The 21,091-nt window shown below is 64.6% G+C and carries 10 protein-coding genes; 5 read left to right on the top strand and 5 right to left on the bottom strand.

The features are described from left to right. The first annotated feature begins 4 nt into the window (after positions 1 to 4). Positions 5 to 1,642 (top strand): serine/threonine-protein kinase, encoded by a 1,638-nt coding sequence (locus tag HKW67_RS16745; protein WP_171226479.1) that lies wholly within the window; start codon positions 5 to 7, stop codon positions 1,640 to 1,642. Between the two features lie 9 nt (positions 1,643 to 1,651). Here HKW67_RS16745 and ppc read toward each other — a convergent pair whose 3' ends face one another. The 3 genes from ppc to HKW67_RS16730 form a co-directional block, all read right to left on the bottom strand. Beyond that, positions 1,652 to 4,453 (bottom strand): phosphoenolpyruvate carboxylase, encoded by a 2,802-nt coding sequence (gene ppc / locus HKW67_RS16740; protein ID WP_171226478.1) that lies wholly within the window; start codon positions 4,451 to 4,453, stop codon positions 1,652 to 1,654. Between the two features lie 84 nt (positions 4,454 to 4,537). Beyond that, positions 4,538 to 6,796 carry an outer membrane beta-barrel protein gene (locus tag HKW67_RS16735; RefSeq protein WP_171226477.1) on the bottom strand — a complete coding sequence of 753 codons (2,259 nt, stop codon included), beginning with the start codon at positions 6,794 to 6,796 and terminating at the stop codon, positions 4,538 to 4,540. A gap of 84 nt (positions 6,797 to 6,880) precedes the next feature. Further along, on the bottom strand, positions 6,881 to 7,783 hold the full coding sequence (locus tag HKW67_RS16730) for a glycerophosphodiester phosphodiesterase (protein WP_230981042.1): 903 nt from the start codon (positions 7,781 to 7,783) through the stop codon (positions 6,881 to 6,883). A gap of 203 nt (positions 7,784 to 7,986) precedes the next feature. Here HKW67_RS16730 and HKW67_RS16725 point away from each other — a divergent pair, with 203 nt between their 5' ends. The 3 genes from HKW67_RS16725 (at position 7,987) to HKW67_RS16715 (ending at position 13,150) form a co-directional block, all read left to right on the top strand. Beyond that, entirely contained in the window at positions 7,987 to 11,181 is a 3,195-nt protein-coding gene (locus tag HKW67_RS16725) for a serine/threonine-protein kinase (protein WP_171226475.1), read from the top strand. Positions 11,182 to 11,213: 32 nt separating this feature from the next. Then, positions 11,214 to 11,903, top strand: coding sequence for an ankyrin repeat domain-containing protein (locus HKW67_RS16720; RefSeq protein WP_171226474.1), 690 nt, complete (start codon positions 11,214 to 11,216; stop codon positions 11,901 to 11,903). Positions 11,904 to 12,091: 188 nt separating this feature from the next. Continuing rightward, entirely contained in the window at positions 12,092 to 13,150 is a 1,059-nt protein-coding gene (locus tag HKW67_RS16715) for an EAL domain-containing protein (RefSeq protein ID WP_171226473.1), read from the top strand. 62 nt (positions 13,151 to 13,212) lie between these two features. On the opposite strand, the gene HKW67_RS16710 is transcribed toward HKW67_RS16715, so the two are convergent. Then, positions 13,213 to 16,437, bottom strand: coding sequence for a WD40/YVTN/BNR-like repeat-containing protein (locus HKW67_RS16710; protein ID WP_171223432.1), 3,225 nt, complete (start codon positions 16,435 to 16,437; stop codon positions 13,213 to 13,215). A gap of 797 nt (positions 16,438 to 17,234) precedes the next feature. On the opposite strand from HKW67_RS16710, the gene HKW67_RS16705 reads away from it, so the two are divergent. After that, positions 17,235 to 17,909, top strand: a complete 675-nt coding sequence (locus HKW67_RS16705; protein WP_171226472.1) for a hypothetical protein — start codon at positions 17,235 to 17,237, stop codon at positions 17,907 to 17,909. A gap of 445 nt (positions 17,910 to 18,354) precedes the next feature. On the opposite strand, the gene HKW67_RS16700 is transcribed toward HKW67_RS16705, so the two are convergent. Then, a complete protein-coding gene (locus HKW67_RS16700) occupies positions 18,355 to 21,087 on the bottom strand; it encodes a hybrid sensor histidine kinase/response regulator (protein WP_171226471.1) in 2,733 nt (910 codons plus the stop codon). Between the last annotated feature and the right edge of the window lie 4 nt (positions 21,088 to 21,091).

Raw genomic sequence — 21,091 nt, 5'->3', positions numbered from 1 at the left:
AACGATGCGAGAAGCGATCACCGACCTGCACGCAGCGATCGGTGATCGCTTCTCCATCGAACGCCTGTTGGGACAAGGCGGCATGGGCGCGGTGTACCTCGCCCGCGATCGTCAGCTCGATCGCCCGGTGGCCATCAAGGTGCTGCCACCCGAGTTTGCGCAGCAGAGCGACCTGCGCGAACGGTTTCTGCGAGAGACGCGCACCGCTGCGTCATTCTCCCACCCGAACATCGTCCCGGTGTTCAGTGTCGAAGACCGCGACGGTCTGCTCGCGTTCGCCATGGGCTACGTGGAGGGCGAGAGCGTCGCCGATCTCGTGAAGCGGTCGGGGCCGATGTCGGTGCGCGACACCGTGCGCATGCTGCAGGATGTGAGCTACGCGCTGGCCTACGCGCACAGTCGCGGCGTCGTGCATCGTGACATCAAGCCGGACAACATCATGATCGAGCGCGCCACCGGTCGCGCGTTGGTCATGGACTTCGGTATCTCCCGCTCGATCACGGCCACCGTCGCCACGCCGTCACTCACGCGCGTGGGTGAAGTCGTGGGAACACCCGAGTACATGAGCCCTGAGCAGGCATCGGGCGACACCATCGACGGACGCAGCGACCTGTATTCGCTGGGTCTGGTGGCGTGGTTCGCGCTGGCGGGACGCCCCGCCATAACCGGTGATTCGATCTCGAAGGTGCTGGTGAAGCAGCTCACCGAGGCGGTGCCGCCCATCGCGCAGCTGCGGGCGGACGTGCCGGCGCTGCTGGCCGATGTCATCGCGCAGTGTACGAACAAGGCGCCGGAATCGCGCTTTGCGACGGCCGATGAACTGGTCGAACGCCTCGACACCTCAGCGTTGCGTAGCGCCGATGTGCCACTGCCCATTCGGCTCTTCGCCGAGGAAGCGAGTCAGGCCGGCATGGTGCTGGCGGGCGCCGTCATCATCGGATTCCTGCTGCTGCTGGTGCTCGAACAGGCGTACGACACGAATTTCGATCGCATTTTGCCCATGGTGCTCTTCTGCGCCGTGATCTGGGGGCGGTTGGCGGTATTGATGCAACAGGCGCGACGACTCGCGCGACGCCGATTCTCCATTTCGGAGATTCAAGCAGGCTTCGCGGCCGTGCTGGCCGAGCGTGAAGCCGAGCGTGCGCAACTGCGCGCCGATGCCGGGGCCGTACGACACCGCCGGAAGCAGGTGATGATTCTGGGATCATTGTTCGTCGCGTCGTTCGTGCTACGCTGGTACGTACTGAAATACCAGCGCACCGAGTACAGCCCCGGGATGTTCGGCGTGTCGCTTCCCGGCGCGATCATGCTGTACTCGGCGTATGTCACTCGCGGCCTCTCCATCGTGGGCCTACTGAATTCCCCGTTGCGGCGCGGCGTGGGCGAGAGCGTGTTTCGCACGTTCTGGCTTGGCGCCGGCGGACGGGCCGTACTGCGCCTCGCCGGCCGCGGCGTGCGCGGCGCAAACGGCGAGAGCAGCGCCGGATTTCGCACCACGGATGCCACGCGCGCAGCCACGCCGCGTCCGGCGCTGACAACGCGCCCGGTGCCGATGCCATTGCAGGCGCCAGCTGCGCCTTCGCTCGAAGCGCGTATCCAATCACTGGAAGCGTGGCGCGACGCGATGGATCGACGCAACTAGGCTCCGCCGCTAGCCGCTGTTCCGCAGGCCCGCCGCGATCCCGTTGATCGTGATGTGAATGCCTCTCCGCCGCCGCTCGTCGTCGGTGTCGGCACCCGTGGCCTGCGCATCGCGATACCGGCGCAACAGCTCGATCTGCAGGTGATTGAGGGGATCCATGTACGGAAAGCGATTGGCGATCGATCGCTTGAGCAGCGGATTCTCCGCCAGCAACTCCGCCTGCCCCGTGATCTGCTGCAGCGAATCGCGCGTGCGATGCCACTCGGCCGAGAGCATGGCGAACACGCGCTGCCGCAACTCCACATCCTGCACCAGCTCCGCGTAGCGCGACGCCACGGCGAGATCGGACTTCGCAAGCACCATGTCGATGTTCGACAGCAGCGTGCGGAAGAACGGCCAGTGCTGCGCCATACGCTGCAGCATGGGGAGACCGTCCGGCGTGTCCGCGAGATACGCCGCGATGGCCGAACCGAATCCGTACCAGCCGGGCAGCATGAGACGGCACTGCGCCCACGAGAACACCCATGGAATCGCGCGCAGGTCCTCGATGCGTTCACTCGGACGCCGCGATGCCGGCCGACTCCCGATATTGAGCGTCGCGATCTCGGCCAACGGCGTGGATTCACGGAAATACTGCACGAAGCCCGGTGTTTCGTACACCAGGTCGCGATACGCCCGGAAGGCGACCGCCGACAGACGTTCCATGACTGGGTGGAAGTCCTGTGCCACATGGTCGGCGTGCTCGCCGCGCCGCTCATGATCAGTAAGCGAAGCCTCGAGCGTCGCCGCCACCAACAGCTCGAGATTCCGCCGGCCTACATCAGGCGTGGCGTATTTCGACGCGATCACTTCGCCCTGCTCGGTAATGCGGATGTGTCCACTGACGGCGCCTGCCGGCTGTGCCAGGATCGCCTCGTAGCTCGGACCACCGCCGCGTCCTACCGACCCGCCCCGTCCGTGAAAGAGCCGCAGCTTCACGCCGTGCTCGGCGAAAACGCGCATCAGTGCCAACTCGGCTTGATACAACTCCCATCCGGAGGTCAGAAAGCCGCCATCCTTGTTGCTGTCGGAGTAGCCGAGCATTACTTCCTGCACATTCCCCTGCGACGTGACCAGTGAGCGGTACACGGGCAACGTGAAGAGCGCGTCCATCGTGTTGCCAGCCCGCCGCAAGTCGTCGATGGTCTCGAACAGCGGAATGATCTGCATCTCCGTGGTCGGTGACGCACCCCCACGCGCGAGTCCCGCCTCCTTGAGCACCAGCGCCACTTCCAGCAGGTCCGAGACGCCGTCGCATTTCGAGATGATGTAGTGCGGAAGCAGCGCGTCGCCGAATCGCTCGCGGAGTTCACGCGCCGCGAAGGCAATCGCCAGTTCTCCAGCGACTTCCTCGGAATACGACAGATGCGGCGAGTACAACGGACGCGTGCCGGCCAGTTCCTTCGACAGGATCGCGACGCGCTCGGCTTCGGTTCGCAACGCGTAGTCAGTGCACACGCCAGCGCTCGACAGCAGCTCCGCGGCCACGCGCTCGTGCACTTCGGAATTTTGACGCAGGTCGAGCGGTGCCAGGTGAAAACCGAACAGTTCGACCGCGCGCACCAGGCGACGCAATCGTCCGGTGGTGAGCCGTGCGCCGCCGTGCTGCTGCAGCGAATCCCGAATGACCACGAGGTCATCGCGCAGCGCGGCCGCCGTGGCGTACGGCGCGTCGGTGCCGATGGCCTGCCGTATCGGCGCTGGCAGACCCAGCGCATGCGCTGTCGCGGCTAGCCGCGAATAGATCCCGATCAGCGCGCGGCGGTAGGGCTCATCGAGCCGCTGTGACGACGCATCGGGCGAACGCGCCGCGAGTGCGGACAGCTCGGCCGTAACGGGCACGAGTCGCTCGGACAGCGGCAGATCGTAGCCGAGCGCATGCACTTCGTCGAGATAGAATTCGATCGTCGCCGACGCCTGCAGGCGCACGGTCTCCTGCAACGTCTCGGCGGTGACGAACGGATTGCCATCGCGGTCGCCGCCGATCCAGCTACCCACGCGCAAGAACGGAGGCAGAGACCACTCGTACGCAGGAAAGCGCGCGTGCAACAAGTCTTCGGTATCACCGTGCAGACGCGGCAGTTCGGTGAAGAATGTGCTGCGGAAATAGTTGATGCCGTTCTTCACTTCGTCGATCACGCGGAGTCGCTCGGAGCGCACCATGCGCGTGTGCCAGAGGGTGAGCACGACCTGCTTGAGCGTCTCGTCGGCCTCCTGCCGTTCGTCGGGCGTGAGCGTGAGCCGGTCGCGGCGGTCCAGCAGATCGGCGATCTGCTGCAGCGCATGCTGCGTGCTCTGCCGCTGCACTTCCGTGGGGTGCGCCGTCAGCACCGGCGACACGAGCGCCGTGGCGAAGAAGGCGGCCACATGGTCGGCGGCGTCCGGCACTTCGCGGATCACCGCGTCGAGTGAAAACGCCAGACTCCCTTCGCGCGGCGGCGACCCTATGATCTCGTGCTCACGACGCCGCCGCGACCGGTGCGTGTCTTCGGCGATGTTCGCCAGCTGCAAAAAGTAGGCGAACGCGCGCACCACGCGGTGCATGTCCTCGGGTGGTAATCCATCGAGGAGTCGATGCAGCTCGGCCCGATCGCTTGGGCTGCCCTCGCGCGCGAAACGTACGGCGGTCTGTCGCACCGATTCGACGAGCTGAAAGATCTCGTCGCCTTCCTGCTCGCGCAGCGTGTCGCCCAGCACACGCCCCAGCAAGCGGATATCGTCGCGCAGCGGGAGGTCCTTCTCCAGCCGACCGGTCTCAGGAGTCTCTGTCATTGCCCCAGAATGTACCGTTGGACACCCGAATCGGCAGACTGGCCGCCCGAGTGTCCAACGCCCCACCGCATTGCCTGCTGCGGCTTACTTCGTGAGGAAGCGCATCCCTACGAGGAAGCGGTTCGTGCTGAAGAAGCTGATGCCCTGGTGTTCCACGAAATACTGCGGGCGACGACGATCCACCGCGGCACCGACCGGCGTAGCCCGCTGGTACGTGACACCGTACGCCGCGTTCACGCCGAATTCGGAATCGCGATCCCCACTCGCCGCGAGGAAGCCAAGCCCGGCGCGGAGGTACGGGCGATACGTACCGGGCGTGCTCAGGCGGAGCGCGCCGAAGTCGTACTGCGCACCGACCGCCAGCGACACCGAGGCGTCATTGCCGAGCCCGATGGCAAAGTCCGGAACCAGTCGCACAGCGGGAATCCCGAACACCGGGCCCATGTCGAGCTGGGCGCCGATCACCAACTGATCGAAGCCGGCCACATACGGCGAGACCTGCTGGATGCGCATCGCGCGGGCGTCATCCGACATCATCGGCGATGACATTGCGGAGTTCATCGGCACGGTCGTCGTCGTGGTGGACGACGGAACCACGACCACATTCGGCGTCGACGCGGCCGGTGCGGCTGTGGCGCGCAGCTGCGTCTCCAGCGCGTCGAGACGCGCACGCAGCGCGCGGACTTCTTCGTCCTTCACCGTCTCCTTGCTGGCCGCATCGGGCGTGCGCAGGCGCGCTTCGAGACGTTCGATCTGTCCTCGCAGCTCGCGAATCATCGCGTCGTTCGAATTGCGCGTCGTCGTGCTGTCCGACATACGCTGCGCATCGGCCGGTGTGATACGCATCGTGCGCTGCGTGCTGTCGCCGTAGCGGATGTAGAGCTCGCCGACGGTCGGTGCCGGGAGCGTGATCATCGTGGGACGGGCCGGCTGCACTGGCGGCTGCGCATTCCGCCGCACGATCCGACGTTCCATCATCATCGAAGAATCCCGACCATCGACGATCGTGTCGCGTACAGCCATTTCGCGGCGCATACGAAGCAGGTCGGCGTCACGCGTAATCATGCGTTCGTCGCGATCCTCGCGATCACGCATCCTACGCTCCCGTTCGGCGCGCGCATCACGCTCGTCGCGACTGGGCATCGACTTCCGCGACCGTCCCAAATCGAACCCGATTCCAACCGTGTACATCAGGTTGTTCGTAAGCTGATCGGTGGTGGCCAAGCTATCCAGATCCTGCGGACCACGCACGTAGTCACGCACCGCGACATTGAGGCGGAAGTTGTCCGTGAGACGAAGCGCCACGCCGGCACCGGCGATCAGCGCGGTTTCCGCGTCGCGCGCACGGCCCAGTGTATCGCGATAGTCTTCGCCGAAGTCGAGGCGACCGGCGCCGAGCACGATGAACGGTGACGGGCCACGCGACCGCGTGAAGTTGAATTGCGCTTCGCCGCCGTAGCTCTGCATCGGTTGCTTGTCGCGCAGGTTGCCCGAACGACCCTGCCAATAGAATGCACGAAGCCCTACGAACTGCCCCACGTCGATGCCCGTACGTACACCGACCAACGCCTGACGCGGCAACGACTTGTCGTCGAAGTCGAGTCGGCCGGCGAAGGCCTCGAGCGGTACGGACCCGATCGACCACCGCTCAGTCCGTTCGTCGTCGTCCGTCTGCTCGTCGAGCGCACCGCCGATAGCGATGCCCAAGCCCGCGCTGGCGGTCCAGTTGCTGCGCGTGGCCCGACGTTCGGCCAGCGAGTTGCCACCAGTGGTGCTGGTGAAGAGCGTGCCCGGGGCCAAACGGAAGCGAGAATCTTCGAGCATCACCATGGCGCGAATATTCGGCGTGGCGTCGTATTGAATACCACCGCCGTAGCGATAGTTGATCTGATCCTGTCGCTCAATGCTATCCGCTTCGAATCGCATAACGCCGGCGCCGGCCGATAGAAACGGCGCGATACGCCCCGTACTCAATCGAATCGCGAGATTGCCGCCGAAGTCGCTGATGTCCGTCGTCGTGCGACGTGGTCCGAGTTGTATGATACCGCTCGGCCGCAGACTGTCGCGCGTAACGCCAAGACCGTTGGCGCGATGATAGTAGCCGCTCAGCGAAAGCAGCGAACCGAAATCCGCACCGAACCGCCCGCCATAGAACGGCGCGTCCTCGATACCGAGGCTCTTGTCCCACCACGTGTACTCCGCCGACGGCGCCAGCGTGAAGCGCACGCCTTGCGCGAAAGCGCCGGGCGCTGCGGCGACGCTCGCAACGAGCGAGACGGCGACAGATGCGGTGAGCGCGAAGCGAGATGTAACGCGATATGTATGCTGCAGCACACGGTGCATGCGATGTCCTCTCTTGAAGTGAATGACCGAGAGAGAGAGCAGTGCATGAACCGCGCCTCACTTAATGTGACGGCGCGTCATTCGCTATTTTCGCAGTCCCGTCACCACTTGATCGGGATAGTCGCCGAACAACCCATCCACGCCGAGTCGCACCAACTCGCGCACCTCCGCCAGCGGATCGCCACCGTAGCGCTTGGCAAGAAACACTGACTCAGGTCGGAGTGTCCAGGCGTGGACACGAAGTCCCGCTGCGTGCGCATCGGCAATGAGGGACGTCGGCACCGCAGCGGAATCGTCACCCACGATTTGCCGCGTGTTCGCGCCCACACCGTACGCGTATGTCGCGATGTCTCGAAGCGCTGTCGGTGTGACTTGCGGCGCCGAGGAGACGAGTTGGATCAGGTGGATCCGGGTTTGCGTCGCCAACAGGCGCAGGTTGCCACTTTCAAAGCTCTGAATGAACACCGGCGCGTCGGCGCGATCGAGGCCGCGAGCGCGCAACACACGCAACATCGGTTCCTCGATCGGAAGTCCGATACCACGGAAGTAGGTGGGATGCTTCGTTTCCGGATACACCCCGACCGGTCGCCCACGACGCCGTCCCAGCGAATCGGCCAACGCGAGCACGTCGTCGAAGGTGGGTACGACGAACTGTCCATCGTACGCGTGGGAGCGGAAGGATAGCCGCTCCTTCGCGCGCAGCGTGCGCATTTCGGCCAGTGTGAAATCTTCGGTGAACCAACCGCTCACCGTATCGCCATCGATCACTTTACGCGTGCGGCGCGAGGCGAACTTCGTGGCGACGTCAGTGGTGCCGCCGATCTCGTTCTCATGCCGAGCCACGAGCACGCCGTCCTTGGTGCTCACGAGGTCGGGCTCGATGAAGTCGGCGCCCATCTGCACCGCCAGCGCGTACCCCTCGAGCGTATGCTCCGGGCGGTGTCCGCTGGCCCCGCGGTGGGCGATCACGAGGGGAGCTGCGGACACCGCGAGCCCTGCGGGCGGCCTGGCCGCCGACGGCGCGCAGGCGACCAACAAGGACAAGGCCGACGTTACCATCAGCCAGCACGTAGAATTTCGCATCCTTCGATGCTAACGCGCGGTCGCGCGAGCGGGAGTCACTTGGTTGGGCTGTGACGCAATCGCGACCACGATGGCTAAACGCCCCGCGGGACGACAAGTTGTTCGTAATGACCGACACCCCTTCGGCCGACCTCCAGTCCCGTCTGACCCGTGCTTTGGCCGGGCAGTACCGCATCGACCGCCTGCTGGGTCAGGGCGGAATGGGCAGTGTCTATCTCGCGCAGGACGAAACGCTCGATCGGCCGGTCGCGATCAAGGTGGTCCTTCCCGACGTCGCCGGCAGCGCTGACGTGCGGCAGCGCTTTGTCCAGGAGTCACGTACCGTGGCGCGGTTGCGACATCCGAACATCGTCGCGGTGTACGCCGCCGGCGAAGCGGACGGGTTGCTGTACTTCGTGATGGAGTACGTGCCCGGCGAGAGCCTGAGAGACCGGCTCACGCGCGAGCAAACGCTCCCCACCAACGATGCCGTCGCCATTTTGCGCGACCTCGGACTGGCGCTCGACTACGCGCATACGGCCGGCGTGGTGCACCGCGACGTCAAGCCCGAGAATGTGCTGCTCGACGGCGAGAGTGGTCGCGCCATGCTGACCGACTTTGGTGTGGCTCGCGCCATCGCGGCCACCGACCTGCGTCTCACCGGCGCCGGTTTCTCGCTTGGGTCGCCACGGTACATGAGCCCGGAGCAGGCCAGCGGCGATGGCACCCTCGACGGGCGCAGTGATTTGTACTCGCTGGGTCTTATCGGCTACGAGATCTTCAGCGGCCAGCCAGCGGTGACGGCCACGACGGCCGCGTCGATTCTGGTGAAGCATCTCACCGAACAGGTGCCCTCGCTGGCCACGCTCCCCAGCGTGCCCGACGATGTGGCGAACGCCGTCGATCAGTTGCTGCAGAAGGACCCGGACGCACGACACCAGCGCGGGGCGGCCTTTGCCGCGGCGTTAAGCGGCGAGGTCTTCGACGGCAACACGCCCACCAGCCAGATCGGTCGCGCCTCAGGTGGCACCGCGCGAGCGAAGAAGGGCATGTCGTCGCGAAACAAGGCGATGGCACTTGGCGGCGCCGCGTTAGCGATTGCCGCCTCCGTGTTCGTGGTGATGAGCGGCGGTCGCTCCACGAACGACAAAGAATGGCTGGTGGCCCCGTTCGAGGTGCAGGGACCCGATCGGTCGCTCGATTGGCTGCGTGAAGGCAGTCTCAACATGCTCACGCTGTCGCTGGCGCAGTGGGAAGATCTGCACGTGGTGGAGTACGAGCGCACGCTCGACCTGTTGCGGGATGCGAAGCTGGAGGACGCTCGCCGCGTCGGACTCGACCAGGCGCGGGACATTGCCAGACATGCCGGCGCCGGCCGCGTGGTCATGGGGCAGCTCACCGCGATCGGTGATTCGCTGATCGTGACAGCCAGCCTGTACGATGTGAAATCGGGCAACAGCACCGACAAGGCGCGCGTCGCTGCCGTGAAGGGCAGTGATCCCCGAACCGTATTCGAGACGGTCGCTGGTGAGCTGCTCAATCTCGTGGGCGCGCCTCGCCTCACGTTCGATCTCGCGAAGCAAACGACGACGTCGGTGCAGGCGTATCGTGTGTATCTCGAGGGACTACGACATCTGAATGGGTGGCGCCTTCGTGCCGCCGACAGTGCCTTCCGTCGCGCCATCGCCGCCGACTCCACCTTCGCGCTGGCCCACTATCGCCAGTCGTTGGCGCTGGGTTGGGAAGCGAGTGCCGACACCATGCGTCGCGTCTCCGCCGAGGCATCGGTGCGCTTCGCCTCACGGCTGCCGCTGCGCCAACAAGAACTCGTGAAGGGCAACGCCGAGCTCACGCGCGGCTTCATGGCGCAGGAAACGGGTGACACCGCCACCGTACGTTCAAGTTTCCTCGCCTCGCGTGCGCGGCTCGCGCGCCTGGTGGCGAGCGATTCCCTCGATGCGGAGGCGTGGTACGCGCTCGCCGACGCCGACTACCATCTCGTGTGGGGCACCTCGTACGGCCGCTCACCCGACAGCACCGCGCGCTATCTCAATGAGTCGCTGCAGGGATTCCGGCGCACGATCGCGCTCGACTCCACGTTTCATCTCGCGTACTCGCATCTCGTCGAGATGTACAATCAGTCGTCGTCGGCCGGCTCGTTCCTGGTTCTGGTCGGCGACTCGATTAAGGCGGGCGGCCCCGAGTCATACGAACGTCGTATCGGTACGGTCGAGCAGGTGCGAGCCCTGCGCGCCGCCGCCAGTCTGCGCGCGCGTGAGGCCGCCTACGCGTGGATCAGCGTCGATCCTGATGCACGTGCCGCACGGCGTGTGCTGGCTGACAATTTCGTACGGGCGGGATATCCCGATAGTTCGGTTCGCGTGTTGAACGAGGCGATGGCCCGTCCGTCGGTCGCGCACAGCTCCTTCCTGTGGACTATTGCCGACATCAACGCCCGCGCGTTCAAGCGAGGTGCGGGTCCCGAAGCCAAGCTGACGCTCAAACGCTTCACGGCCGACTCCCTGCTGCAGTTCGGGTTGGGTGAGCGCATCGGCGTGATCTTCGGTGCGCTCACGGTGGGGGGGCTCACCGGTTCCCCGTCATTGCTGGACGACGTGAAAACAGTAGCCGTCAAGGCGCTGCCATCGTTGCCTGGAACGACGTCGGCCGAAACACGGCTCGTGCTCGAGAGCTACGCGTTGTCGATTCGCAGTGCGATGGGCGTTCCTCTATCGGGCACCGACCAGCAGGCGCTACTCACGATGGCGCAGCGCATGGAGAAGGCGCCAGTCATGCGCCGGGATCCAAGTCTTGCCTACGCGGCGTATCTCAGCACGCATGACACACAATTCGCCAAGTCGGCCATGGCCACGGTGACCTCACCCGGCGGCTTGCCCGAGCTCGACGGATTGATCGCACTCGAAGCTGGTGACACCACGCGCGCGCTGCGTGCGATTCGCACGATGCCGTCGGCCGATTCCATCCGGCGATCGCCACTCGGCATGAATGGCATGCGGTCGATCGGACGCGCGATGTTGTTGGCGGAGATGGGCGACAAGCGGCGCGCCGCCGAGCTACTCGAAACAATCGACGTGCAGCGCATGGTGTCGGGCAACTTCGTAGAAGTCGGCTGGCCGTGGTACGTGCGCAGCCACGTAATTCGTGGGCGCTTGTACGAACAGCTCGGTGAACGCCAAAAGGCCGTGGCGGCCTTCGAAAAGTTCTTGTCGCTCTGGCCCGACGCCGAAGCGCCGTTGCAACCGCAGCTCCGCGAGGCTCGGGAATCGGTTGCCCGGCTGAAAGATGCGGCCCGCACACCCTGAGTAACGCGCCAATCTCGACGACGAGACTACCTATGGTTCGCACTGCCCCCGATGTCTTGCTCACCGCCATTCGCGCGAAGGATCGTGATACGATTGCCGCGCTCCTCGCTGAGGATCCGTCGCTGGCGATGGCACGTGCCATGGGTGGCGAGTCGCTGGTTCTGCATGCTTGCTACATGGGTGCGCCCGAGCTGGCCGATCTGCTACACCCGGGTCGGCCGATCGACGCCTGCGAAGCCGCCGCCCTTGGCAACGTGGTCGCCTTGCGCACCTGCCTCGAGAATGACGACGACTCGCGGGTGCGCCGCAGCAGCGATGGCTGGACGCCGCTGCATCTGGCGGCGTTCTTCGGGCGCGACGATGCCGTCACCTTGCTGATCGATCACGGCGCGCCGCTCGATGCGCACTCCACCAACGCCCTGCGCAATTCGCCGCTGCACGCCGCGCTGGCTGGTAACACGCTGCCTGTGCTGGTGCGCCGACTGGTCTTCGCCGGTGCCGACGTAACGGCGCGCGATTCGCACGGCAACACTCCGCTACATCTGGCGGCCGCGCGCGGCTACGAACCGCTATGCGACCTGCTCACCGCACGTGGCGCCGACGCCCACGCGCTGTCCGACGACAGATCAACGCCGGCTATGCTGGCTATCGCGCGAGGATTCCCGGAGCTCGGCGCCAAACTGGCGGCCATCTCCGACGACGACGAGGAGTCGAACGAGTAGACGGCGCAACGTGTGACGGATTCTGGAAAACGTCGTCTGTCTTTTGTGTGCCCTACGGCACAATTCGGCTTTGCGTACGACGTCGTACCCAAGCCAGCTCAGCGATTTTTCGTCCGGATGTGTTTATGAGCGAGGCGACCGCCTTGTCGAGTAGGGCGCGCCCTTGTGCGCGATGCGAGGTGCTGCCGATGTCCGAACTGTCGGCGGGCGATCTGCATTGCTGGTTCCCGGCCGATCACGTTGCGGGAAAGGTGCGCGCCGCGCTCCGCGGGCTCGCCATCGAGGGACGCCCGTCGGTTGGCGACGGCACGGCGTTTCACATCTGCCCATCACAGAGCGAGGCGGTGGCCGAAGCCTTAAGCGACGCACTGTCGGCCGTGGAGCAGGACGATACGCGCGCGCTGTTCTGCCTGCCGGGCGAGGCACCGACGGCGAATGACATCGCGCGGGTGGAGCCACTCTCGCGCGCCATCATCCGCGCACGCAGCGGCTGGCTGATGGCCGTAATGCGCGAACGTCGCCTGACCTCGCACTTCCAGCCCATCGTACACGCCGATCGTCCCGACCGGATTTACGGATACGAAGCGCTGCTTCGCGGCGTCAATCCCGATGGGAGCTTCATCTCGCCCGGCACCCTGTTTGACACGGCTCGCGGCGCCGGACTGCTCTTTCAACTCGATCTCGCCGCGCGCCGATCGGCGATTGCGAACGCGCACGTCCACCAGCTCGCGCACGCACTGTTCGTCAACTTTGCGCCAACGGCTATCTACGATCCGAAAGCGTGTCTCCGCAGCACCGTGGCCGCGATCGACGAGGCGGGAATCGAGCGCGGCAACGTCGTGTTCGAGATCGTGGAGACGGAGCGGACACACGATCCGAAGCACCTGCGCAACATTCTCGACTACTATCGCGGCGCCGGCTTTCGCATCGCCTTGGACGATGTCGGCGCCGGCTATTCGTCACTGAATTTGATTCACCTGCTTCGCCCCGACGTCATCAAGCTCGACATGGAGCTCGTGCGCGACGTGGATCGGGACCCGTACAAGGCGCGCATCGCCGCCAATTTGCTCGACGTCGCCAACGCCCTCGGCATTGACGCCCTGGCAGAAGGCATTGAGACCGAGGGCGAGTTGGAATGGGTGCAGCAACACGGCGCGAAGTACGTGCAGGGCTATCTCATTGCCCGACCGGCGCCGACACCAGTGACCGCGATTGCGTCGCGGCCCCTGGTGCACGTCGCAGCCTGATTACGGCTCGCGACGTTCGTCGTCGTCGAGCCCGAAGAACCCGCCGCCGCCTTCGCCGCCGCTCACGCGTTCGATGCGCAGCAGCTTGGAGTACGACGTGCCACCCACGATGATGGTGATCTTGTAGTCGCCGGTGCCCGCGAGCGTGTTCTGACCGCCACGGCCGCCGCGACCACCACCACCGCCGCCCGGGAAGATCCCGATGGCGGCGAAGTCATCACCCAGCGCATCGCGGAGAGGGCCGAACACCGCCTGCAATCCGGCCGGACCCGCCGGCGCTTCCGCCGCGCCTTCCCCACCGGCCGCACCACGGCCACCTGCCGCCGCGGCAAAACTCGGCAGCGCCCGCGTTTCGCCGGGACGATCCTGAAAAAACCGCCGGCGCCGCCACGTCCACCACCACCGCCACCACCCCCTCCACCACCGCCACCGAATGCGCCACCCAACATCGCGGCCATCTGCGGTGGCTGCTGACCGGTCTGCACCGTGGTGCGGATCATGGCCAGCATCGGGGCCGGTACGGCACCCGCCTTCTCAAGAGAATCGAGCGCGCGCAATACACGGCGCTGCGTGTTCACGCTGTCACGCACCTGCGCCGGCGTGAGTGCGATCCGCGCCGGCGCCGGGCGCTGCGCGCGCATGTCCCAGACCACGTTGTGCAAGCCAGGCTGGCCGGGACCCGTGAGTGAGCGAATCGTGTCGCCGCTGGCGTCCTGCACGATCATACGCACCTGGCCACCAGCATTCTCCGACAGCCGGTACCAAATGGAGGCGCCGTACGTCGGGCTCGGGCCCTGAAACACACCCTGTCCAACGTTGCCGCCGTTGATCGTCTGCTCGCCCCACTGGAACGCCGTGCGCGGTGCAAACAGCGTGGCCTTGGCCGCGATCACGGCCGGCGTCAGCTGCTGCAGCGGCGTGATGTCGGCAATCCAGATCGAACGACCGTGCGTGCCCGCAATGAGCTCGCCGTCGCGCGGGTGAATGAGCAGATCATGCACCGGCGTGGTGCCCAGACCGCTCATGAAGCGCTGCCACGACTGCCCGCGATCGATCGACACGTATGCACCCACGTCGGTGCCCACGAAGAGGAGGTTCTGATTCTTCGTGTCTTCACGGATCACGTGCACGAAGTCCGTTTGACCCTTGGGCAGGTTGTTCACGATCGACGTGAACGTGCGGCCGAAGTTCGTGGTCATGAACACGTACGGCGTGTAGTCGTCGTTGCGATGATTGTCGAACGTGACGTAGAAGGTCGCGCTGTCGAAGTGTGACGGCTCGATGCGCGACACGTAGCTACCCGCCGGCACGCCCGTGAAATTCTTCGTCACTTCTTCCCACTGCGCGCCATCATTGCGCGTGAGCCACACGCGTCCGTCATCGGTACCGGCGTACAGCAGCCCCGGGCGCACCGACGATTCGTTCAGCGACACCACGGTACCGAACGTTTCCGCACCCGTCACGTCGGGCGTGATGCCGCCGGTGGTCTTGAGCGCCACGAACAGCTTGGCCGAGTCGGCGTACGACAGTTCGCCGGAGATCGGGAACATCTCGTCTCCATACTTCACGCTCTTGAGCACGCGGTTGGCGCCGAAGTACAGCGTGGCCGGATTGTGCTTCGAGATGATGTACGGCGTGTTCCAGTTCCAACGAAGCGCATACGCCACCGAGTCGGCCCGCTGACGGGTGCGATAGCCTGCCATCTGCTTCTTCTGCGAGGCAGTGGCCGGCTTCGTGGTATCGGGCCACACGGCGTAGATGGAGTCGTTCCACTGCAGGTAGCCCCCGTCGCGCCACGTGGGCTTGCGCAATCCCGTGCGCTCGCCGGTCGCGAAGTTCAGGCGACCCATGTTGCCGCCCTGCGACGTGGAGTAGATGATGTCGGTGTTCGTCTGATCCTGCTGCGTCACGAACCCGTCGCCGCCGCCCACGTTGTGCCACATAGCGTTGGTGACCGGACCCTGCTTGCGCCGACTCGGACCGCACCACGATCCGTTGTCCTGCAAGCCGCCGCATACGCGGTAGGGCACGCCCATGTCGGCCGAGATGTTGTAGAACTGGCCGATGGCGATGGAGTTGGGGAAGAACCAGTTGCCACCGCGATCGTTCGACACGCCGATACCACCGTCGTTGCCGGTGATGATGCGCTGCGGATCATTGGGGTCGATCCACATGGCGTGATGATCCACGTGAATGCCTTCCGTGGTGCTGCCCGCCGTCTTGCCGCCGTCGCTCGAGTACTTCACCGGCGTGGACGACCAGTACACGCGATTCGGATCCTTCGGGTCGACGCGCACCTGCGAGTAGTAGAAAGGACGCGTGTTCTCGGGGCTCATGTAGGCCCACGTCTTGCCGCCGTCTTCCGAGCGATACAGGCCACTGGGCCGCTTCTGCGGCGCGACCTTGGCGTCCTTCTTGAGATTGGGCGCCGTGTCGGCTTCGACCATGCTGTACATCACGTCGGGATTCGAGCGCGCGATCGCGATCTCGATGCGTCCCTTGGTGGTGGCGGGGAATCCGCCGCCCTTCACTTCGGTGAACGTCTCACCGCCGTCGGTGCTCTTCCAGAGCGCCGATCCGGTGCCGCCCGACTTCAGGAAATACGGTCCGCGCACGCGCTCGTAACTCGAGGCCCACACGGTGTTCGGATTGCGCGGGTCGAGCTGCACGTCCACGAAGCCGGTCTTGTCATCGATGAACTTGACGAGGCGCCAGTTCTTGCCGCCGTCGGTGGTTTTGTAGAGTCCACGTTCCTTGTTCGGTCCCCACGGATGGCCGAGGGCGGCCACCCACACGGTGTTGGGATCGGTGGGGTGTACCTGAATGCGACCGATGGACCGCGTGTCGGCCAGGCCCAGGAACGTCCACGACTTGCCGCCGTCAGCCGACTTGTAGATGCCGCCGCCCGGGGAGATGGAATTGCGCGAGTTCGCTTCGCCGGTGCCCCAGTAGATCACGTTGGTGTCTGATGGGGCGATGGCGAGATCACCACCCGACGACACGCGGGCCGTGTCCATCACAGCCTTGAACGTGGTGCCGTTGTTGGTGGTCTTCCACAAGCCGCCGCCGGCGGTGGACACGTAGAACGTTTTCGAGGGCGAGGCGATGCCTTCGATATCAACGATGCGCCCCATCATGTTGGCGGGGCCGATGTTGCGCCAACGCAGGGCGTTGACGACGGCATCGTCGATTGAAGCCTTTGGCGGCAGCGCCGTCTGGGCTACGAGCGGACTGGCCATCAGACCGGTCAAACCGGCACCGAGGGCAAGGACGCAAATATTTCGCATGAGCGAGATGAGCATAGGTGGACCGACACGGCCCGTCGGAACGCGGGCGGGACCAACTATGGGCTACGCCGTGGCGACCCGCAATGTTGTCGCGACGGGGTCTGATTGGCCGGGACGGGTGGCGTTGCGGGCCGCTGCGCGCTGCTAGGCGGTCGCGTGGTGGCTGGATCGCTCACAGCCGGAACAGCCTTACCGCGGATTTTCGCGGGCGCAGCGCGGATCTGCTTCGCGAGTGCGACAAAGGTCGCTGGCACGACGGCCCGGCATTTTTTGATTGAACAACGCGGGCGAGCTCCGCTCGAGGTGCGAAAGAGGCACTCGCGCCGTTTGCTTATCTGTGTTGATTCTGTGTAATCGATGTGATCCGTGTTCCGGCCGTTGCGATCTGTCCGATTCACCACCGGTCGTGTCACGGACAGACCGGAAGCAGCCTTACCGCGGATTTTCGCGGGAACAGCACGGATCTGCTCCGCGTGTGTGACAAAGGTCGTCGCTGGCACGACGGCCCATCATTTTTTGTTGAACAACACCGGCGACCACCGGTCGAGGTGCGATGGATGCCCTCGCGCCGTTTGCTTATCTGTGTTGATTCTGTGTGATCGGTGTGATCCGTGTTCCAGCTGTTGCGATCGTACCGATTCGCCACCGGTTGTGTCATGGACCGATCGCTAACAGCCGGAACAACCTCAACGCGGATTTTCGCGGGCACGGCACGGATCTGCTCCGGGTGTACGACAAAGGTCGAGGCTGTAGTGACGGATTCGCACATGCTTGTATTGAACAACGGGAGCGAACTTATGCGACAATTCTCGACGAGTACGTGGGCGATGCTGGTGCTGCTTGGCGTATCCGCCGTGTCGGTGACGCAGCAATTGCGCGAGGCCTCCTTCAATGCAAAGGGGCGTGTCGCGTTCGAGTCCGAGCCGATGCTGTCGTTGCCAGTTGAGTTCGCTGGACAGTCCGTTCGCATGGTCGATGCACTGCCCCACTCGAAGGACCGCTCGCAGGTCAGCCAGTCCGCTGAGGCGTCGGTGCTCGTGAACGACACCGTCGTGCTTGCAGCGCGAACGGCCGAGGTCCGGGCCGGAATGGAGAATCTCGGCCGATACCACCGATGGATCACCGTCCAGCGATTTGCTGAGCAGACAACGAAGCGATCATTCCTGTTGATTGGCCGTTTGCGTCCGCCGGGACGCCGAATGGACGTCGACTTGGTTTCGATTCAAAGTGATGGCACGCGGTCGATACGATCGATCTCCAGCGACAATCGCGGTGAGAGCTATCCGGTTCACCGCGTTCTCGCTGCGCTCGGCGACGAGAGCCTGGACGTGTATCCGTTCCAGTACTGGACATTCCTGCCGATTCTTCTGCTGCCGCTCAGTGGTCCGTGGATTGGCCTTGGGGTGTCGATCGTGGTGCTTGGGATCAAGGCGCTCACTGGCACGTGGTATCGCCGGAGTAGACCGCAGTAGCATCGACGTTACGCTACGAGCGGGCCGGCACCGGCGTCGCTGGCGTACTGGCAGTCGCGCGGCGAGCCGACGCGACCGGCCGCTATCTCCTTGGCGGCATGCCGCGTGACCGCCCGATACGGATCAAGGTCACGACCGCCGGAAGCAGCGAGGGCGACGCTGGACGCTTCACGATTCGGCTACGACGCGAGTCAACCGCAGCAACCTTCGATTTTCAGTCTCCCAAGTGCCCGTACGGCGACCAGCGGCAGCTCGCGCGACCCGCGGTATGCGCGGCCCGCGCCGTTTGCCTATCTGTGTTGCTTCTGTGCAATCGGTGTGATCCGTGTTCCAGCTGTTGCGATCGTGCCGGTACGCCACCGATTGTGTCACGCAGAGATCGCAAACAGCCAGATCACGGAGACCGCGGATCGCGCCGTAACAACACCGATCTGCTCCGCGTGCGCTACGCCGATGCGGTGGCGTCGACCTGCGGCAGCCGCGCCAGCAGCAGCGCCAGCTCCGCGTGGTCGACGGGCTTGACCAAATGCGCCACGAAGCCGGCATCGCGCGATCGTCGTCGGTCGTCATCTTGCCCCAACCCGGTCAGGGCGACCAGCGCGATGGAACGTCCCCACGGCTCCGCACGAATACGTCGTGCTGCGTCATAGCCGTTGAGCTTCGGCATTTCAAGGTCCAGGACGATCAACTCAGGGCGGAACAGTTCAGCCACCTCGATCGCCTCCATGCCGTCGAACGCCACTCGCGATTCGTTCCCGCGAAGCTGCAACGCGAGGGCCAACGAATTGGCGGAGTCATGATTGTCATCCACCACCAGCACCCGCCGGCCCGCGGCGCGATCCAGCTGTTCGGATGCAACCTCTCGGATGGGCGTCGGTGTGAACGCGTCGACCATGATCGGCAGCCGCACGGTGAACGTGCTCCCCGTTCCCGGTCCCTCGCTCATGGCATCGACCGACCCGCCATGCAGCTCAACGAGTCGTTGTACCAAGTTGAGGCCGATCCCGAGTCCGCCGCGGGCGCGCTCGAGGGTGTGGTCCACCTGACGAAACAGTTCGAAGACGGCGCCGAGCATCGACGTCGGGATGCCAACGCCGTTGTCGTGCACCTGAATCACCGCCTCATCGCCCTGTCGCTGCGTCGTGATCACGATGCGTCCACCAGACGGCGTAAACTTGCCCGCGTTATCGAGCAGATTCCCGAAAACCTGAATGAGCCGAGTCGCATCGGCATCGATGTACAACGGCTCCACGGCAAACGAGACCTGTATCTCATGCCCCGCGCGTTCGATGGCTGGACGCGCCGTTTCGATCGCCTGTTCAATCACCATGGTCAGATCCACGGTGGCACGCTTCAAGGCGATGGTGCCACGGCTGATGCGACTCACGTCGAGTAGCTCATCAACCAGACGGATCATCTGTGTCGTTTGCCGTTCGATGATGCCCGATGCGAACTGTACGACACCAGGAGTGGGCTCACCCTGCGTCAGTATATCGAGCGCGTTGCGAATCGGCGCGAGTGGATTGCGCAGCTCGTGGGCAAGGGTCGCCAGAAACTCGTTCTTATGGCGGTCCGCTTCGGCTAATACACCGCCGGCACGCTGCGAGTCGATCGCGGCTTCGCGCAGCGCATGCATATCTGTGCTGGAGCCGACCCACATGATCAGCTCCCCGCTGGTGTCACGCATCGGGATCGCCCGGCTGATATGCCAACGATAGGTTCCGTCAGCGCACCGGAAGCGATGCTCGATGTGAATGGGCGTGCCATTCGGGAGATCCCGTTGCCAGATGCTTATCGTCATCGACAAGTCGTCGGGGTGAATCAGTGCGGAGCCGCTCCAGTCTCGTATATCGGCGGCCGGCAATCCCGTGTACTCCATCCATTGCGGGTTGAGATACCCGATCTCTCCCTCCGGTGATGCCGTGAAGATCTTCTGCGGCATCGAGTCCATCACGAATTCGAGTTGGCGCTGCGACTCCGCGCGCGCTTCGTCGGCTCGAATGCGATCGCTGATGTCGATGAACGAACCGATCGCACCCGTTGTCTCACCGTTCGCGTTCGACTGCGCCGCGATACTGAGCGACACCGGGAGCCGCGAGCCATCGGGCCGCTCGATAAGCACATGCAGGTTGCGCACCGGCGCGTCGCCGCTGAGGACCGCGACCATCGGATTGTTCGCGTCGAGCAACGCGGTTCCATCCGGCCGCCAAAGCCGGATGGCGCCGTCATACCTGTCCTGACCGTGCTCCGGTTGCCGACCCCAGACCTCGACCGCCAGTGCATTGTACGACAGCAATACGCCCGACGCGTCGCAGGCGAACATGGCGATCGGCGCGGACTGGAAGAGCTGTCGATACTGCGCCTCGGAATCGGCGAGGCGCCGTTGCGCGAACACGCTCGCCGAGGTGTCGCTGAAATAGCACACCACGCCGAAGCCGCCCTCGGGCAGCGAGATGCGGTTGATCTGCCACGCGTAGTATTCGGTCACCCTGCGGTCGGCGCGCATTTCCGTTTCGTGGGGTGTCGCGAACGGCTCGCCGGTTTCCAGTGTGTGCCGAAAGATCTTCACGAAGCCGTCCGCACGTTCGGGCGGCCAGACAATGTGCATGACCTCGTCGAAATCGCGACCGATGACACTCGCAATCCCCTCGAACGTCGACTGCGCTGCGGGGTTCATGGCGCGCACCCGAAAATCGGCGTCGATGAGGAATACGCCGAGCGGGGCCTCATTCAACAAGGTCTCGAACTGCGCGCTGCGACGCTGCAGCGCAAAATCGGCCTGCTTCCGCTCGCTGATATCCATGAAGACAACTGCGACCGTGTGATTCGCCGCGAGCCCGACGCGCGTCACGCTGATTTGAAACCAGCGACCCATTGCCTCCGATCCGGTCTCCGTTCGCTCCTGCACACCCGTCGCCGCGACACGTCCATACAGATCATTGAACCACTGCTCGCCACCAGGAACCAGTTCACTCGCGCACTTGCCCACGGGATTGCGCACACCGGTGTGTCGTTCGAAAGCCGCATTCGCTTCGAGGATCCGATGATCGACCGCGCGCCCCGTATCGTCGTACAGCAGCTCGACGATACAGAACCCCTCGTCCATGGCGTTCAGCACTGCCTGGTGGCGATCCACGATCGGGACTGACGCCGATACCTCGAGTCTCTCTGCGGCCATCGGC

The organism is Gemmatimonas groenlandica (assembly GCF_013004105.1).
Lineage (GTDB): Bacteria > Gemmatimonadota > Gemmatimonadetes > Gemmatimonadales > Gemmatimonadaceae > Gemmatimonas > Gemmatimonas groenlandica.
The sequence above is the reverse complement of the archived record's forward strand: the minus strand, read 5'-3'. Positions and strand labels throughout refer to the sequence as shown.

Excerpts from the sequence above, each read along its gene's own strand:
- HKW67_RS16745 (WP_171226479.1), top strand. The coding sequence starts at position 5 with ATGCGAGAAGCGATCACCGACCTGCACGCAGCGATCGGTGATCGCTTC.
- ppc (WP_171226478.1), bottom strand. The coding sequence starts at position 4,453 with ATGACAGAGACTCCTGAGACCGGTCGGCTGGAGAAGGACCTCCCGCTG.
- HKW67_RS16735 (WP_171226477.1), bottom strand. The coding sequence starts at position 6,796 with ATGCACCGTGTGCTGCAGCATACATATCGCGTTACATCTCGCTTCGCG.
- HKW67_RS16725 (WP_171226475.1), top strand. The coding sequence starts at position 7,987 with ATGACCGACACCCCTTCGGCCGACCTCCAGTCCCGTCTGACCCGTGCT.
- HKW67_RS16720 (WP_171226474.1), top strand. The coding sequence starts at position 11,214 with ATGGTTCGCACTGCCCCCGATGTCTTGCTCACCGCCATTCGCGCGAAG.
- HKW67_RS16715 (WP_171226473.1), top strand. The coding sequence starts at position 12,092 with ATGTCCGAACTGTCGGCGGGCGATCTGCATTGCTGGTTCCCGGCCGAT.
- HKW67_RS16710 (WP_171223432.1), bottom strand. The coding sequence starts at position 16,437 with ATGCGAAATATTTGCGTCCTTGCCCTCGGTGCCGGTTTGACCGGTCTG.
- HKW67_RS16705 (WP_171226472.1), top strand. The coding sequence starts at position 17,235 with ATGCGACAATTCTCGACGAGTACGTGGGCGATGCTGGTGCTGCTTGGC.
- HKW67_RS16700 (WP_171226471.1), bottom strand. The coding sequence starts at position 21,087 with ATGGCCGCAGAGAGACTCGAGGTATCGGCGTCAGTCCCGATCGTGGAT.